The organism is Weissella sp. ESL1177 (assembly GCF_058107185.1).
The window spans coordinates 267,541-283,398 of record NZ_CM176591.1; the positions used below are offsets into that span (position 1 = coordinate 267,541).

Here is a 15,858-nt window from a genome sequence, read left to right on the forward strand (position 1 = left end):
TTATATCTTTTTTTAAAATTAACCGTTAAAATAAAAATAGTTTCGGGGATGATGAGGAGATAACGGACCATGTTAAACGAACAAACATTACAAAAAAAGCAGGCAGGGGCGTTTGCAGCAACTTTAATCAAGGACGGGATGATTGTCGGTTTAGGCACAGGATCAACGGTCCGTTTTTTTATTGAAGCTTTAGCAAAACGAATTAATCGTGAAGGCTTAAATATTGTTGGTGTGACAACTTCAAATAAGACGTCGTCTTTAGCAAAGGCTTGGGGAATTAAATTATCTTCAGTGAATGAGGTACCACACATTGACTTAACGATTGATGGTGCTGATGAAGTGAACCAACAGTTAAATGGCATTAAAGGTGGCGGTGCAGCATTATTATTTGAGAAAATTGTCGCGTTAAATTCGCAAAAAAATATTTGGATCATTGATGAATCAAAGTATCATGATGTTATTGGTCAGTTTCCTTTACCAGTTGAAGTTGTACCATATGGTAGTCATCAGTTACTAAGAAAATTTCAGGCAGCTGATTTACAGCCAGCTTTTCGGCGAACGACTACCGGTCAACGACTGACAACAGATACTGGTAATTACATCATTGATTTGACGCTTCAACGAATTGAGCACCCCCAAAGCTTAGCTTACTTTTTAGAACAAACGGTTGGCGTTGTTGAGCATGGCTTATTCTTAAATATGGTTGATCAAGTGATTATTGGTGGTCATCAACCAACTTTGATTTCGCGTATAAATCAATCATAGCAAACGAAACTGCTGCATAATCCTATGGTACAATTAACGTAGTTGTATTGGGGAACACGATTGTCATAAAGGAGAATATAAAAATGACTTGGCAAGAAAATTATCAAGTATGGGCAAATCATACTGATTTACCAGACTACTTACAAGCTGACATGACAGCTTTGGCTCAAGATGATAAACAAGCAGAAGATGCTTTTTATCAACCATTATCATTTGGAACAGCAGGTATGCGTGGTTTATTAGGTGCAGGAATTAATCGTATGAACATTTATACGGTACGTCAGGCAACTGAAGGTCTTGCACGATTGATGGATTCTTTATCACAAGAAATAAAGCAACGTGGGGTTGCAATTTCTTATGATTCGCGTCATTTTTCTCAAGAATTTGCCTTCGAATCAGCAAGGGTCTTGGGGGCACATGGTATTAAAGCGTATGTGTTTGAGTCATTACGACCAACACCAGAATTATCATTTACAGTGCGTCACCTTCATGCATATGCAGGTATTATGATTACGGCTTCACATAATCCTAAAGAATATAATGGTTATAAAATATATGGTGAAGATGGTGGTCAAATGCCACCTAAGGAATCAGATATTATTACAGCCTCAATTCGTGAAGCGGATATGTTTGCTGTGCCTATTAAATCACAAGAAGAACTGGTATCAAATGGTCTATTAGTGACGATTGGTAAGGCTATTGATGATGCTTATCTAGCTGAGGTCAAGACAGTAACAGTTGATCAAGCTTTGGTCGATCAAGAAGGACGGGATATGAAGTTGGTTTATTCACCACTTCACGGAACAGGTGCATTAATTGCTGGTCAAGCATTAGCAAATGCTGGATTTAAAAATGTGACGATTGTTCCTGAACAAGAACAACCTGATGGTGATTTTCCAACGGTAAAGTTGCCGAATCCTGAAGATCCAGCTGCCTTAGCCATGGGAATTGCTTTAGCCAAAGAACAAGGTGCTGATGTTGTTATTGGTGTTGACCCAGATGCAGATCGTATGGGAACGGCTGTTCGTTTACCATCAGGTGAGTATCAATTATTGACCGGTAACCAAATTGGTGCGATTATGCTCCACTATCTGTTAACAGCTAAGCAAGCGGCTGGTACGTTGCCTACTAATGGCGTGTTAGTCAAATCAATTGTGTCATCTGAATTTGCCGCTGATATCGCGAAAAGTTTTGCAATTGAAACCATTGATGTTTTAACTGGCTTTAAATATATCGCTGAACAAATTCAAAATTATGAAGAAACACATGAACATACATTCTTATTTGGTTTTGAAGAATCTTATGGTTACTTAGTCAAGCCGTTTGCACGTGACAAAGATTCTATCCAAGCAACAGTATTATTAGCTGAAGTGGCAGCTTATTATAAGTCACTAGGTAAAACACTATATGATGGGTTACAAGAGTTGTTTCATGAATATGGTTACTTTGTTGAAAACACACAATCCTTAACGTTTAAGGGAGTTGATGGTGCGGAGAAGATTGCAACATTAATGGCAAAATTCCGGGCTGAACAACCAACGACATTTGGTAATATTGATGTTATCAAGGTTGATGATTTTACGTTGCAAACTGAGACAGACGTGAAAACAGGTATTGAAACAGCTTTGACATTACCAAAAGCAAATGTTCTGAAATATTGGCTAGCTGATGGCTCATGGGTAGCTGTGCGACCATCGGGAACTGAACCAAAAATTAAGTTATATGTTGGTACGAAGGGGACAACTCAAGTCGAAGCTAACGAGAAATTAGCAGCAATTCAACAATCGATTGCTGATTACGTTGACTAATATAAAAAAGCTTTGGTAATTACCAAAGTTTTTTTATATTCATAAATATTTTAAATCACCGTGAAGTTTTCATACATGTTACAATGTAGGTATAGTCGGGACTATAAATATAACTTATGAATGGAAGAAGTCATAAGGATTGGAGAAAGTGATGATTGGATGGATTATTGTTGGTGTTATTATTGTACTAATTCTATTATGGGTAGGTATTTATAATGGTCTTGTACAAGCTCGGATGCGCACACAAGAGTCATGGAGTCAAATTGATGTCCAGTTAAAGCGGCGTAATGATTTGATTCCTAACTTGGTGGAAACTGTCAAAGGGTCAGCAAAATTTGAACAAGGAACTTTAGAAAAAGTTGTTAGCCTGCGTAACGCCTTAACACAAGTACCTACGGATGATCATCAGAAGACAATGGCATTGTCAAATCAATTGTCTAGTACATTGAAGTCGATTTTTGCTGTCGCTGAAGCTTATCCTGATTTGAAGTCATCAAGTCAATATAATAAGTTAATGGAAGAACTGACAAATACAGAGAATAAGATTGCTTATTCACGCCAGTTGTTTAATACAACGACGGCAAATTACAACACAAAGTTGCAGTCTTTCCCAACAAATCTTGTGGCAAAGCTACATAGCTTTAAGCCTAGTGAATTCCTAGAAACACCAGAAGAAGAACGTGAAGTTGTCAAGGTATCATTTGATGATCGCGGTCTTTAATAACGAGGTAATCAATCATGTTATTTGAGCAAATTGCAAAGAATAAGCGCAAAACAGTTGGGTTATTCATTGGTTTCTTTTTGTTCATGGGCATTGTAGGAGCAGCATTAGGATATTACTTACTAGGTGAATGGTTACCAGGTGTGATTATTGCAATCGTGACGGGCATTGTCTATGCTGGTTATATGTTTAGTCAATCGACAGATGTTGTTATGCATTTAAATCATGCCCATGAAATTACCAATGCTGACCAAGCACCTGATTTATGGCATATTGTGGAAGACATGGCTTTAGTGGCCAATGTGCCAATGCCACGTGTGTTTATTATTGATGATCCAAGCCCTAATGCTTTTGCAACCGGCAACGATCCACAACATGCAGCAGTTGCCGCAACATCGGGTATTTTATCTGTGCTAACACGAGAAGAATTAGAGGGCGTTATGGCGCATGAAATGACGCACGTGCGTAATTATGATATTCGTATTCAAACAATTGCAGTTGCGTTAACTTCAGCGATTGCGATGTTAGCTAATTTTGGTACTCATTTTTGGTATTTTGGTGGTAATCGTAATCGCGATAATGATAAAGAAGGAAATATTGTTGCGTTAATCGCATCTGTATTGGTGCTATTTTTAGCACCGATTGCGGCAACATTGGTACAATTAGCAATTTCACGTAACCGTGAATTTTTAGCTGATGCTGGGGCTGTTGAATTAACGCGAAATCCCCAAGGGTTAATTAGTGCTTTAACTAAGATCTCACAAAGTGAACCAATGTCAGATGAAAATGTTTCAGCTGAAAGTGCTGCATTATACATTGCTAACCCATTACAAACAAAGAAATTAACAAATCTTTTTTCAACGCATCCGCCAATGTCAGAACGGATTGCAGCTTTGGAAAAAATGTAGTGATAACTAAATATATGGGTCAATGAGAAGCAATCTTTTGCTTTATATATAAAGGTGAGTGAAACAAAAGATGTTCTGAAGCTAATTATTGTTATAGCAAGGTTTCATCATTTTGGAACACGTTTAAGGGTGCGTCAATCTATCAATTTTACATTGATAGATTGACGTCCTTTTTAGTATCTTTATTCTAGTAACTTTATCTTTCTGTTTGATAGGGCATGTGATACAATAAAAGGATTGTTGGTCGTCGCAAAGGCCAAAAGAAGGAGAGAATAATGAAGAAGAAAGCCCCTGTGGTTAAAAATCAAGAATTTGATGCTGAAGTGATTGATTTAACGTACCAAGGAAATGGTGTTGTTAAAGTTGATGACTTTCCTGTCTTTGTTACAAATGCTGTGCCAGGCGAAAAAATTCGGGTTGGTATCACAAAAGTTGCTAGTACGTATGCGTTTGGTCGAGTTATTAAAACACTTAAAGCATCACCCAATCGTAATCATGAAGTTAATAGTACGGCATTAACAACTGGTATTGCACCCTTAGCACATTTAAAATATGATGCCCAATTAAAATTCAAGCAAGGCCAGATTGCTGAATTATTTAATAAGCAACATGTATCTGTGAATGTGGCACCCACAATTGGTATGTCAAATCCAACAGGTTACCGGAATAAAGCGCAAATTCCTGCACGGATGATCAAAGGTCAACTAACAACTGGTTTTTTCCGACGGGGGTCGCATCGATTGATGCCAATTGAAGACTTTTATATTCAAGATCCAAAAATTGACAAAGCAATCGTGATTATTCGTGATATTTTACGTCAGTTCCATGTGCCAGCTTATGATGAAATCCATCATAAGGGGGTCATTCGTAATATTATGGTTCGTCGGGGTTATTATTCACACGAAATGATGGTCGTGCTTGTGACACGTTCAAAACGTATTCCTGGCGCTAATATTATCGTGCCACAAATCAAAGAAGCTTTACCTGAAGTCACTTCAATTATTCAAAATGTTAACCAAGATAAGACTAATGTTATCTTGGGTGATGTGAATCATGTATTATGGGGTAATAAGGTCATTAAAGATACTTTGTTTGATAAGACATTTGCGATTGGTCCAAATTCTTTCTATCAAGTTAACCCACAAACAACTGAAGTTTTGTATCAGTTGGCAGCAGACAAAGCAGAATTGACAAGTGAAGATACAGTGATTGATGCTTATTCAGGTATTGGTACGATTTCATTAACGATTGCGGATAAAGTGAAGTCAGTCATTGGGGTGGAAGTTGTGCCTAGCGCTGTGGATGATGCCAAGCGAAATGCAGATCTCAACCATGTACACAATGTGACATTTGAGTTAGGCAAAGCTGAAGAAAAGATGGTCGCTTGGCAACAAGAGGGCTTGAAACCGGATGTTATCTTTGTTGATCCACCACGTAAGGGATTGACACCTGAGTTAATTGATGCAGCAGCCAAAATGAAGCCAAAGAAGATTGTCTATATTAGCTGTAACCCAGCAACTTTGGTTCGTGATATTGTCGAATTCAAGGCGCAAGGTTACGATATTAAGGGGGATGTTCAACCCGTTGATCAATTCCCACAAACAACACATATTGAGTCGATTACTGTCCTTGAACGTGTTGATTAAAGATAAGCCTTTAAAAGCTGTCAATTTGCTATGAAAATAGTTAGATTGATGGTTTTTTTAATGGTATAATCAAGTGACAGGAGGGTGACAAGACATGGCAAAAGCGCTAGTAATTATAGATTATACCAATGATTTTGTAGATACAAAGGGTGCCTTAACTTGTGGTGAAACTGGTCAGGCATTAGAACAATACATTGTTGACCAAGCTCAAGCATTTTATAACAATGGTGATTATGTCATTTTGCCAACAGATGCGCATTTTGAGGATGATAATTATCATCCAGAACATCAATTGTTTCCACCTCATAATATTGTGGGAACATGGGGCCAAGACTTGTATGGTCAATTGCAACCTTGGTATGAAGCACATCAAACAGATGAAAAAGTCTATAAATTTAACAAAAATCGGTACTCAGCCTTTCAAAATACTAATTTAGATAACTTTTTGAGAGAACGTCAGATAAATGAATTAACATTAGTTGGCGTCTGCACTGATATTTGTGTGTTGCATACGGCAATTTATGCATACAATCTGAATTATCAATTAACGATTCTAAAAAATGGGGTCGCAACATTTACGGAACACGGTCAAGAATGGGCTTTAGCTCATTTCAAGAATAGTCTTGGGGCTACCGTAAAATAATTACGCTTACTTTTCAAAGTCATTTAGCTGTCAATCTACCATGTGAAATGGTTGGGTTGACAGCTCTTTTAGATTCACTCAACGACTTATGTGCCAGTCGGTTCGCTTTCAATGGTATAATTAGAAATAATTGATTATGAAAAATAATAAGGGAGATTAATTATGGCATACAAACTGGGCATTATTGGTACTAATTGGATTACCAAGCAATTCGTGCAAGCAGCTCATGAATCAGGTGAATATGAATTAACAGCCGTTTATTCACGTCATGAAGAATCAGGTCGCTCATTTGGTAATCATTTTGATGTCACAAATATTTATACTGATTTAGAAAATTTCTATACCAGTGGTATTGATGTTGTTTATATTGCTTCACCAAATAGTGTTCATTTTGAGCAAGTAAAAGGAGCAATCACGCATGACTTAAACGTTATCGTTGAGAAATCTGCTTTTTCAAATCCAACTGAATACACAACTATCATGACATTACTTCAAGAACATACGAATGTCCGCCTGTTCGAAGCGGCTCGACATATTCAACAACCCAATTTTAAAATCGTTGAAGCGCAAGTGGCTAAAATGTCTAAAATTGCAGGTGCAACATTTGTTTATGAAAAATATTCATCACGTTTCGATGATTATTTAGCAGGCCATGAACCCAATGTATTGAGCCGTCAATTCAGTGCTGGGGCACTAACTGATTTAGGCGTTTATCCAATTTATGCAGCAATTAAATTATTCGGTAAGCCGCAAAAAAGTCATTACTTTGCAACAACACTTCGGAATGGGGCAGATGGGCGTGGAATTGCTATTCTACGTTATGCAGATTTTGATGTCACGATTGAATTTGGTAAGGGTTCAAATAGCTATTTGCAATCTGAAATTCTAGGTCGGCGTGACACGTTGGTTATTGGTAATATTGCTGAAGTAGTGGATGTCACTTATCACGATGCTGAGGGTGGTCAACAAAAACTAAGTAAAACACCTTTAGAAAATCCAATGGTTGCTGAAGCTGTCAAATTTGCTGACATGTTAAAACATCCTACAGAAACTGAAACAGAGTATCAAGCATTATTGACACTGAGTCAAACAGTCAATCAAGTACTATTTGATTTGCGTCAAGATGCGGGAATTGTCTTCCCAGCAGATGAAAAATAAGTAACAGACGAAGGAGAAAACATGGACTCTCGTTTTGAAGAGCGATTAACAACGATTGGGTTTCAGTCACTAACGCCCATTCAAGAAGCAGTCGCAGAACCATTGGCAGCAGGTGTGTCAATTGATGCGCTTGCACCAACAGGAACCGGGAAAACATTAGCTTTCATTTGGCCATTGTTACCAAAATTAGTACCAGATGATGGTGAACAGTTATTAATTTTAGCGCCATCACAAGAATTAGCAATGCAGACAACACGTGTTGCTCGTGAGTGGGCTAATGTGTTATCACTAAAAGTATTGTCGTTGACAGGTGGGGCAAACATCAAGCATCAAGTTGACCGGTTAAAAAAGCACCCTGAAATTTTGGTTGGTACACCTGGTCGTGTGAATGAGTTGATGAATAGTGGCAAGCTGAAACTAAAACGATTACGAACATTAATTTTAGATGAAGCTGATGAATTATTGCGTGATGATACAGCAAATCAAATTGATCATATTTGGGACATTATCAATGATAAAGACATCCAAGTGGCACTATTTGGTGCTACTGAAGTTGATACAACCATTGCTAACGGTTTATTTGATAGAGAGTTTATACGAATTGATCAGCGTCATGTTATGATGCCAACAACGATTAAACATGAATTTTGGCCAACCGCACATGATCAACGTCAAAAACGGTTACGTCAGTTAGCTGCCCAAAAGAACTTTCAAGCGATAGTATTTTTTAATACGACAAAGCAACTTAAAATTACGGCTAGCTTTTTAGCACATGAACATGTTGCCATGGCAACTTTGGTGAGAGGTGACTCAAGTACGACGCGTGCGAGATCATTAATGCATTTTAAAAAAGGTGTTGCCAAATTTCTGTTGACGACAGATGTTGGTGCGAGAGGATTGGATATTCCTGATTTAACAGCAGTAATCAATTTTGATTTACCACGTGATGGTGAAACTTATACGCACCGTGCAGGGCGAACTGGTCGTATGGGTAAGTCAGGATTAGTGATTTCTTTTGGTAATGATCATGACTTGCGTGATTTAAAAAAGATGGTAGCAGTTGATATTCAAACGGTTTCTGGTAGCCAGGTATCTCGCAAGCAAGCCGTGAGGTCAGCAACTACGGCAATAACTCATCATGATCGACCTATTAAACAGGTAACTGGGACAACAACTAAAAGACAGGGTAAACATGAAGGGAAAAAAGTCATTGTATCGCGTGAAGAACGGTTTGCAAAAGAAAAACGAGCGCAAAGAAAGCATCGTAAAAACAAAGGTAAGCCAAAGCATTAATCATGGGCATTATGAAATTTTAAAATAGGTTTAGGGACTATTGATCTAGTTAGTCAGATTAGCTAGATTAATGGTCCTTTTTGAGCGAGGCGTGCTGAAAGATGCTGTGTTTGTTAATGATGGTATTTAGAAAACGTTTACAAAAAATAGTTATTTTGTGAATGTTCGATTGTTAGTTAGTTCACATAAATGATTAAATATGTTATGATAATAACTAATATGAGTTTCACAATCTTTGGAAATGTTTGTGAAAATAGTTAATTTTAAAAAAAGAGGTCGAACTAATGGTTGAACATGATATTCCTAGAGCAACGGCAAAGCGATTGCCAATTTACTATCGTTATTTGAAATTGCTGTTAGACTCTGGGACTGTCCGCGTTTCATCAAACGAATTATCCGAAGCTGTGAAATTTGATGCCGCAACGATTCGACGTGATTTTTCTTATTTCGGCGCACTTGGTAAGCGTGGTTATGGCTACGATGTTGAGGCATTAATGAATTTTTTTGGTGAAATTCTTAATCAAGATACATTAGCTTCAGTCGCATTGGTAGGAGTCGGAAATCTAGGACAAGCTTTATTGAACTTCAATTTTCATCAAAGTTCTAATGCACGAATTGCAGCAGCTTTTGATGTTAATCCAGAAATTGTTAATACGATCCAGTCGGGTATTCCTGTCTATAGTTTGGATGATTTAGAAAAGCAAATCATTGATCAACGAATTGATGTCGCAATTGTGACAGTACCGGCCAATGTAGCACAAGATGTTGCCAAGCGTCTAGCATTCGCAGGCATTCGTGGTATTTTAAACTTTACACCATTACGCTTGGATGTGCCAAAGTCTGTCCGTGTACAAAACGTTGACTTAACAAATGAGCTGCAAACGCTTTTGTATTTTATCAACAATTTTGGAGAAAAATAAGACAACGATCATTAACCAATATAATATAAAAAAGCGCATCAGGAACCAATTTTGGTAACTGATGTGCTTTTTTGGAATGACTAGTCGTTGACATAAATAAAGTCAGCGGCATGTTGTGTTACTTGAATTGTTTGATCACCCGAAACTAAAACAAGGGGACCATCAAATGGCAAACGCTCTTTAATTGTCCAAGTTGTATTTAATCCTAGGTGTAGTGTTTCAGTATATTGTAATAGTTCTAAGTCTTCAGTAAAGCTGTTGATAGTGACAGTTTCATTATCTTTTGCTTCACGTAATGAACGTAATGATTTTGGTGAATAATGATGGTCGATATCAGGAATGCTGAGACCTTGGGGACTTAATTTTGGGAAACCTAAGTACTTATCTAGGGCGTTAATAAATTGATCATTAGCATCGTGATCAAGGTGATCAGCGTTTGAGTGGGCTTCTGAAATTGATAAGCCTAATTTTGTTGCACCAAATGTTTCAATTAAACGGTGGGCACGGATTAAACGGAGGGCTGTTTCACGACCAGGTTTTGTGAGTGTGACACCATAATAAGGCACAACATCAACTTCGCCAGCTTCTTGTAGTTTTGCCAGCATATTAGAAACCGATGAAGGAGTGACGTTTAAATGTTCAGCAATTTGGTTATTAGAAATTTTTGTTGACTCATCGCCACCGCTTAATTCTAAGATTGTTTGTAGATATTGGGTTTTAGAAATAGATTCGGTCATAATGTAAAATTTCCTCGTTTGTTGTGAAATAGTTAATATGATTAATTATACCATGAAATGGCAGATAATGTATTTTATAAAAATGAAACTAATTATACGTTTGATAAAAAAATGATTTTAGGTTATGATAATTATGTAAAATTTAATCAGCAACTGACAACAGTCAGAAACAAGTTTTGGAGGCTCAAAATGCAGGAAATGAAAGTATGCCAAGAGAACAAGTTAGGGGGATGTACCTTAATTCGTCACCTATTACAAAGCTCACGTGATATTTCAGAGCAGACTGTACAACAATTAGCAACAGCACTAGAAGAAACACTGACTTGTCGGCCAGAAGTTTATGTTGGTCAGGTTTATGATAGTTGTGTTTATCGAATTGGTTGTGGTGATATTAACACTGAAACAAAATTATGTTTTTCAACGCCAGATGTTCGTAATAAATTTGCGAGTTCTTTTGAAGTTGCTTGTCGAGAAGTTGGCTTAACTGTGCATCGGAGTTACTAATAATAGGTTAAAAATAGTTCTAATTTCTATAATTAGTCATTTGGATGCAAATTAAGGTCGATCAACTCCCTAGATGGTGGAAGCTGATCGACCTTTTTTGTTTGCATTATAAAATAATTTTTAATTAAATTTTTTGATGTAGTTGATCAATGGTTGTGTTATTCAGCAGTAGATATAATAAAATACTTTGAATTGGTAAAAAAACAAGTTGTTTGATGACACGTACCCAAAGTAGAGAAGTAATCGTTTGTGAATTATGAATGTTACCAATCATGACAACCCATAACGTGTTTAAGATGACATTAACAATTAACAAAACGATTGTAACCGTTAAAATAATCCGTAACCAAGAAAGCGTTTGGCGGCCATAGAAAGAAAAGCCATAAACAGCGGCTGCAATTACTGCGGAAATAGTAAAGCCCCAAAAATAACCATAACCATTCATTAAGCTACTAATGACATCAGTAAAAATTGCAACGAGCATTCCCCAAAAGGGACCATACCACTTAGCAATCACTCCGACAATCAAGAACGTAAAGCCAACTTTGATGGTAGCAGTGCCGAATGAGAAACGACTAATGACTATTTGTAAAGCCATTAAAATGCCCAGCATAGCAAGTTGTCGTGTACGTAAATGTGGTAAGACATATTCTAATGTTTTCATTTGAAAACACCTCCTTATTAATTGGAGGGTTTCACTTGTTACAGTGAATGTGATTCAAGCATCGCGGTAATCCTTCGTCCATGGCCCACATTCCGTTTCCACAGCACTTAACGCACCTGAATCTACCCTGTTCGTTTTACAGGAGTATATTTTACTACATTCTTATTAAAAGTAAACAGCTAGTTTAGAAATAAAACTTTTGAAAGGCATTTTAAAAGTTGGTAAAATGTTTTAGTAAAGATAATTTATGATCAAAAAGTTAATTGCATAACAAACTGGCAAATAAACGAATCTATTAATTGATTATTGAGATAAGAGGTAGGGCATGGGTAAAGTTTCAATCAGAGATGTGGCTAGTTTGGCAGGCGTATCAATTGCGACTGTCTCACAAGTCTTAAATGGTAAGGGTACGCGGTTTTCTGATAAAACCAAGGCCAAAGTATTTGCAGCGCGTGATGAAATCGGATATGTACCCAATGCGAGTGCACGGAGTTTAAAACAAGGATCAACGATACTAATTGGCGTTGTTGTTCCTAGTTTAAGAGCACCATTTTTTGGTGATTTAATTCAACGGATGCAAGAAAATTTACCTGACAATGTGTCGTTATCAATTATGACTGCTGTACCAGCAAAAACAGATCAAACAGTTGAAACATTAGTGAATGCAGGGGTACATGGTATTATTATGGCAAGCCAATTGACGAAACCAGTAACCGTGGCACATCGTTTAAAAAAACGTGGGATTGCACTAGTTGTGTTAGAAAATCATGATGAATTGGCAGAAGCGGATGCCGTTTATGCATCAGATAAAAAAGGTGGTCGGCTCGTTGCTGAACATTTGTTAGCTCTGGGGCATCGTCATGTCGTTTTGTTGGGTAATCAAGTTTATACCGACAATTTACAATATCGAACCGCATCGTTTAAAGAAACAATGTTAGCAGCAGGGGCGAAAGTTAGCGAAGTTGCGACTCGTAATTTAACAAAACATGCTGGTCGGGCAGCGGCGATGGCCGTATCGATTACGCAAGCCACAGCAGCGTTTGCATTAAATGATGAACTAGCAATTGGTTTAATTGCCGGATTAAATGCGCATGGTATTCGGGTTCCTGAAGATATGTCGGTTGTCGGGTATGATGATACTGATTATGCAGAATTTTTTCGGCCAGCATTAACGACTGTTGCACAACCAGTCTGGTTAGTTGCTGAAGCGGCGTTAAAAACAGTGATAGCTCGTATTAATCATCCAGATGCTGAACGGCAAGTAGCAGCATTTGATACGGCGTTGGTTATCCGTGAATCAACTGCATCTTTACAATAAGATGTGGTAAGCTAATCGTAGCAAGGAGGTCATTTTATAATGACAGGACTGTTCAAACGAACACGAGAATTAATAAAATCGCCCAAAGGTGTGGATAAACGCCAAAAAAATATGTCGACTGCCTTAGCCACACAAGTAACACATCTCATGAATGATGGCTGGGTTCCAAAAGCCATTGCCGTGTATGTTGATCATACGGTGAATAACGAAGCGTTAACAGATAAGACGATGAACCGTATATTGTCTGAAAATTGGGCAGAAGCGCATCGAATTGGTTCGGCGCTGTTTACTGAGATGTTTGCAGCTGGTTTTCATCGTGGCGGTTTGCCAGCGGCTGATCGTTTAGATATGCTATATAAAATTTTGGGGATGACAGTTAGTTCATCGAATTTTGTCAAAATGACGCGATTAGGCAATTGGCAGTTAAGGGAAACAATCGAAGATGCTGATTTATATTATTATCATATAGAAAGTTTGCAAGAGACACAAAGTTATTTTGAATTTGTCAAACAAGTGGCGTATATGATGCGTTTGAAGCATCATGCTTGGAATGGTATTCGTTCAAAGTATGAAACTAGTCGTCAGTTAAGTACGATTATAGATAATCAATTTCGTTATTATTTGAGCAAACCGATTGTTGATTTCATTGTTCGTCATCAGTGGCATCAAAATGATGTCTCTGATAGAATATTAGAATTAACAGGAACACCAGTCTCATATCCCGATGCACAATTTCATAATCGTGGCGTTGCAAAAAAAGACAATATTAAAGTAGCTTTGCCAGGATACCATTTGGAATTAATTTTCGATCATAACGGGCAAATTATTTCAATGTGGCCAGTGTTAGAGAAACATCAAATCACTAATGAACAGGGTGTTTTAGTCTTTTCTGAGGATCCAGCAACTTACTCGTTGGCAGAACTACAGATGATTGCGAATACTGAATCGGCTAATTATGCGAATGCTGGTGGTCAAATCCATCAATCGTTAGATGTCATGCCAGCTAATCGGTATGCTGGTTTGGAATCTGATCTACGTAATTTTGCGAAAAATCAATTTTAATAGCCTGATATAGATAATAAATAAAAGAGAGTGTGACAAAAGACGTTTTGAAGCCGTGTACTGGTCCCCGTCAAGTTGACGGTAAAAATAATATAAGAATTAGTTAGGCGATTACTTCACCATAAATGGCTATATTCCGGAATTCTTCCGGAGTATGGCCATTTATTATTTCCGATCGTCTAACTTTGTTAAAGTAATCAATTCCTCGTTTAATTGCTTCAATTGCTTCTTGTAATGTGTCGCTGTGTTGTTTATCCCACCATTCAACTTTGAAATCATTCCAAAATTTCTCAATAATTGCGTTGTCATAGGGCGTTCCAGGCCGAGACATACTACGTTGTGCATGATGTTGACTCAAGATGTTTTTAAAAGCCCATGATGTATAAGCTGTTCCGCGATCAGAGTGCACTAAAACATTCGCTGGATTACCTGCGAATTGATAAGCTCTTTGAAGGGTTTGTACAGCTGATTGACTAGTCTCTGTTTTACTAACGTTAAACGATAAAACATATGTACCGTATAAATCAACGACTGCAGATAATCTTAATGTTTTTTCTAAATGTTCTCCAAATCTTAATTCAGTCATATCTGTTGCCCATTTTTGATTAGGCAATATTGTTTTAAAGTTCTGGTTCATTAGATTATCAATAATAAACTGTTCATTAGCTTTAATACGATTGTGACGTTTCTTGCGAATATCTGCACGGATATTTAAATAATGCATAAGTCGACGAACACGTTTATGATTTACACGATGATTGATTTCTTTATCCATGTTAAGGTACATCGTCATGCGTTTAACCCCTAAATTATGATGATGTTGCTTGTCTAACTTCTGTATTTTAATTTTCAATAATTCATTGAATTGATCATTAATCGATTTTTGTCGTTTCAACCACTTATAATAAGCCTGAAAAGATACGCCACTAAATTTAACTAATAGGCGGATCGGATATTCTCTTGGATTCTCTTCATGCATTATTTTAATGGTCTGGAACGCAACTTCATGGATAACACGACTAGTTATTACCTGCCTTTCTTGAGATTTTCTAGAAATTTTTTTGCGAATACTGCCTGTGCTTTGCTTGCTTTTAATTCTGCCTTTAATCGTTTATTTTCAAGTAACACTTTATCCATATCTGATAATTCGTTCTGCGATTTTTTTCGACCTCTACCATCTTTTAAAGCCTCAAAACCATTTTGATCAACTTTTAAAACCCACGTACGAACTTGTTGATAACTGACATCAAATTTTTGAGCAGTTTTCTGATAATCTCGATTATTTTCAATGGCATAAGTTGCGATTTTAACACGGTCTTCAAATGTTAGTTTTCGTGATGTCATAGGAATTCTCCTTGTATACCCGACTGAACGGGACGGTACTTTATTCCCATTATACTTTGAAACCCAATCACGTACTTGAGTAGAACTACGTACGCCGAATTTTATTGCCAATTGCTCCATTGAGCCAGCACCTTGTAAATAAGCTTGTACAACTTTACGTCTAAAGGCGGGTTTATATTTTTGACGTGTCTTTGGCGGACATAGTCCGTCGATACCATAATTATTATACAAATCTAACCATCGTTTGATGGACATATTATTTAAATGATGTTCTCTTTGAAACCTTCGTTCCGTTTGTCCTGATTCAAGGAATTCTTGTATTAATTCATATTTTTCCATTGCTGTAAATTTTATATTTGCCATAAAA

16 protein-coding genes and 1 riboswitch are annotated in these 15,858 nt (G+C 37.2%); of the genes, 12 read left to right on the plus strand and 4 right to left on the minus strand.

What is annotated here, in order from left to right:
* Positions 1 to 69 precede the first annotated feature (69 nt).
* The 9 genes from rpiA (at position 70) to AC3B5D_RS01395 (ending at position 9,862) form a co-directional block, all read left to right on the plus strand.
* Positions 70 to 765, plus strand: coding sequence for a ribose-5-phosphate isomerase RpiA (gene rpiA / locus AC3B5D_RS01355; protein ID WP_489839890.1), 696 nt, complete (start codon positions 70 to 72; stop codon positions 763 to 765).
* Positions 766 to 848: 83 nt separating this feature from the next.
* Positions 849 to 2,573 (plus strand): phospho-sugar mutase, encoded by a 1,725-nt coding sequence (locus AC3B5D_RS01360; RefSeq protein WP_489839889.1) that lies wholly within the window; start codon positions 849 to 851, stop codon positions 2,571 to 2,573.
* A 151-nt stretch (positions 2,574 to 2,724) separates the two neighbouring features.
* Positions 2,725 to 3,294, plus strand: a complete 570-nt coding sequence (locus AC3B5D_RS01365) for a LemA family protein (RefSeq protein WP_489839888.1) — start codon at positions 2,725 to 2,727, stop codon at positions 3,292 to 3,294.
* Positions 3,295 to 3,311: 17 nt separating this feature from the next.
* Positions 3,312 to 4,202 (plus strand): zinc metalloprotease HtpX, encoded by an 891-nt coding sequence (htpX, locus tag AC3B5D_RS01370; RefSeq protein ID WP_489839887.1) that lies wholly within the window; start codon positions 3,312 to 3,314, stop codon positions 4,200 to 4,202.
* 275 nt (positions 4,203 to 4,477) lie between these two features.
* A complete protein-coding gene (gene rlmD / locus AC3B5D_RS01375; RefSeq protein ID WP_489839886.1) occupies positions 4,478 to 5,848 on the plus strand; it encodes a 23S rRNA (uracil(1939)-C(5))-methyltransferase RlmD in 1,371 nt (456 codons plus the stop codon).
* A 94-nt stretch (positions 5,849 to 5,942) separates the two neighbouring features.
* The gene (locus AC3B5D_RS01380) at positions 5,943 to 6,491 is read left to right on the plus strand and encodes a cysteine hydrolase family protein (RefSeq protein ID WP_489839885.1); all 549 of its coding nucleotides are present in this window, start codon (positions 5,943 to 5,945) and stop codon (positions 6,489 to 6,491) included.
* 162 nt (positions 6,492 to 6,653) lie between these two features.
* On the plus strand, positions 6,654 to 7,649 hold the full coding sequence (locus AC3B5D_RS01385) for a Gfo/Idh/MocA family protein (RefSeq protein WP_489839884.1): 996 nt from the start codon (positions 6,654 to 6,656) through the stop codon (positions 7,647 to 7,649).
* Between the two features lie 21 nt (positions 7,650 to 7,670).
* Positions 7,671 to 8,942: a DEAD/DEAH box helicase gene (locus AC3B5D_RS01390; protein ID WP_489839883.1), complete on the plus strand. Its 1,272-nt coding sequence runs from the start codon at positions 7,671 to 7,673 to the stop codon at positions 8,940 to 8,942.
* Positions 8,943 to 9,226: 284 nt separating this feature from the next.
* Positions 9,227 to 9,862 carry a redox-sensing transcriptional repressor Rex gene (locus AC3B5D_RS01395; protein ID WP_489839882.1) on the plus strand — a complete coding sequence of 212 codons (636 nt, stop codon included), beginning with the start codon at positions 9,227 to 9,229 and terminating at the stop codon, positions 9,860 to 9,862.
* An 80-nt stretch (positions 9,863 to 9,942) separates the two neighbouring features.
* Here the strand turns inward: AC3B5D_RS01395 and AC3B5D_RS01400 are convergent, their stop codons facing one another.
* Complete coding sequence (locus AC3B5D_RS01400; RefSeq protein ID WP_489839881.1) at positions 9,943 to 10,599, minus strand: metal-dependent transcriptional regulator; 657 nt, start codon at positions 10,597 to 10,599, stop codon at positions 9,943 to 9,945.
* Positions 10,600 to 10,788: 189 nt separating this feature from the next.
* Here AC3B5D_RS01400 and AC3B5D_RS01405 point away from each other — a divergent pair, with 189 nt between their 5' ends.
* Positions 10,789 to 11,103: a hypothetical protein gene (locus tag AC3B5D_RS01405; RefSeq protein ID WP_489839880.1), complete on the plus strand. Its 315-nt coding sequence runs from the start codon at positions 10,789 to 10,791 to the stop codon at positions 11,101 to 11,103.
* Positions 11,104 to 11,227: 124 nt separating this feature from the next.
* On the opposite strand, the gene AC3B5D_RS01410 is transcribed toward AC3B5D_RS01405, so the two are convergent.
* The gene (locus AC3B5D_RS01410; RefSeq protein WP_489839879.1) at positions 11,228 to 11,767 is read right to left on the minus strand and encodes a folate family ECF transporter S component; all 540 of its coding nucleotides are present in this window, start codon (positions 11,765 to 11,767) and stop codon (positions 11,228 to 11,230) included.
* 39 nt (positions 11,768 to 11,806) lie between these two features.
* A riboswitch (THF riboswitch) is annotated at positions 11,807 to 11,899 on the minus strand.
* Between the two features lie 193 nt (positions 11,900 to 12,092).
* Between AC3B5D_RS01410 and rbsR the strand changes: the two genes are divergently transcribed.
* Both rbsR and AC3B5D_RS01420 read left to right on the plus strand, forming a co-directional pair.
* Positions 12,093 to 13,085, plus strand: coding sequence for a ribose utilization transcriptional repressor RbsR (rbsR, locus tag AC3B5D_RS01415; protein WP_489839878.1), 993 nt, complete (start codon positions 12,093 to 12,095; stop codon positions 13,083 to 13,085).
* A gap of 39 nt (positions 13,086 to 13,124) precedes the next feature.
* Positions 13,125 to 14,147: a DUF3114 domain-containing protein gene (locus tag AC3B5D_RS01420; RefSeq protein ID WP_489839877.1), complete on the plus strand. Its 1,023-nt coding sequence runs from the start codon at positions 13,125 to 13,127 to the stop codon at positions 14,145 to 14,147.
* Positions 14,148 to 14,250: 103 nt separating this feature from the next.
* Here AC3B5D_RS01420 and AC3B5D_RS01425 read toward each other — a convergent pair whose 3' ends face one another.
* The gene (locus AC3B5D_RS01425) at positions 14,251 to 15,255 is read right to left on the minus strand and encodes an IS3 family transposase (protein ID WP_489841187.1); all 1,005 of its coding nucleotides are present in this window, start codon (positions 15,253 to 15,255) and stop codon (positions 14,251 to 14,253) included.
* Positions 15,174 to 15,854, minus strand: coding sequence for a transposase (locus AC3B5D_RS01430; protein WP_489839876.1), 681 nt, complete (start codon positions 15,852 to 15,854; stop codon positions 15,174 to 15,176). The genes AC3B5D_RS01425 and AC3B5D_RS01430 overlap by 82 nt, the downstream gene beginning before the upstream one ends.
* Positions 15,855 to 15,858 lie beyond the last annotated feature (4 nt).

Coding starts and splice junctions, on each gene's coding strand:
- rpiA (WP_489839890.1), top strand. CDS start 70: ATGTTAAACGAACAAACATTACAAAAAAAGCAGGCAGGGGCGTTTGCA.
- AC3B5D_RS01360 (WP_489839889.1), top strand. CDS start 849: ATGACTTGGCAAGAAAATTATCAAGTATGGGCAAATCATACTGATTTA.
- AC3B5D_RS01365 (WP_489839888.1), top strand. CDS start 2,725: ATGATTGGATGGATTATTGTTGGTGTTATTATTGTACTAATTCTATTA.
- htpX (WP_489839887.1), top strand. CDS start 3,312: ATGTTATTTGAGCAAATTGCAAAGAATAAGCGCAAAACAGTTGGGTTA.
- rlmD (WP_489839886.1), top strand. CDS start 4,478: ATGAAGAAGAAAGCCCCTGTGGTTAAAAATCAAGAATTTGATGCTGAA.
- AC3B5D_RS01380 (WP_489839885.1), top strand. CDS start 5,943: ATGGCAAAAGCGCTAGTAATTATAGATTATACCAATGATTTTGTAGAT.
- AC3B5D_RS01385 (WP_489839884.1), top strand. CDS start 6,654: ATGGCATACAAACTGGGCATTATTGGTACTAATTGGATTACCAAGCAA.
- AC3B5D_RS01390 (WP_489839883.1), top strand. CDS start 7,671: ATGGACTCTCGTTTTGAAGAGCGATTAACAACGATTGGGTTTCAGTCA.
- AC3B5D_RS01395 (WP_489839882.1), top strand. CDS start 9,227: ATGGTTGAACATGATATTCCTAGAGCAACGGCAAAGCGATTGCCAATT.
- AC3B5D_RS01400 (WP_489839881.1), bottom strand. CDS start 10,599: ATGACCGAATCTATTTCTAAAACCCAATATCTACAAACAATCTTAGAA.
- AC3B5D_RS01405 (WP_489839880.1), top strand. CDS start 10,789: ATGCAGGAAATGAAAGTATGCCAAGAGAACAAGTTAGGGGGATGTACC.
- AC3B5D_RS01410 (WP_489839879.1), bottom strand. CDS start 11,767: ATGAAAACATTAGAATATGTCTTACCACATTTACGTACACGACAACTT.
- rbsR (WP_489839878.1), top strand. CDS start 12,093: ATGGGTAAAGTTTCAATCAGAGATGTGGCTAGTTTGGCAGGCGTATCA.
- AC3B5D_RS01420 (WP_489839877.1), top strand. CDS start 13,125: ATGACAGGACTGTTCAAACGAACACGAGAATTAATAAAATCGCCCAAA.
- AC3B5D_RS01430 (WP_489839876.1), bottom strand. CDS start 15,854: ATGGCAAATATAAAATTTACAGCAATGGAAAAATATGAATTAATACAA.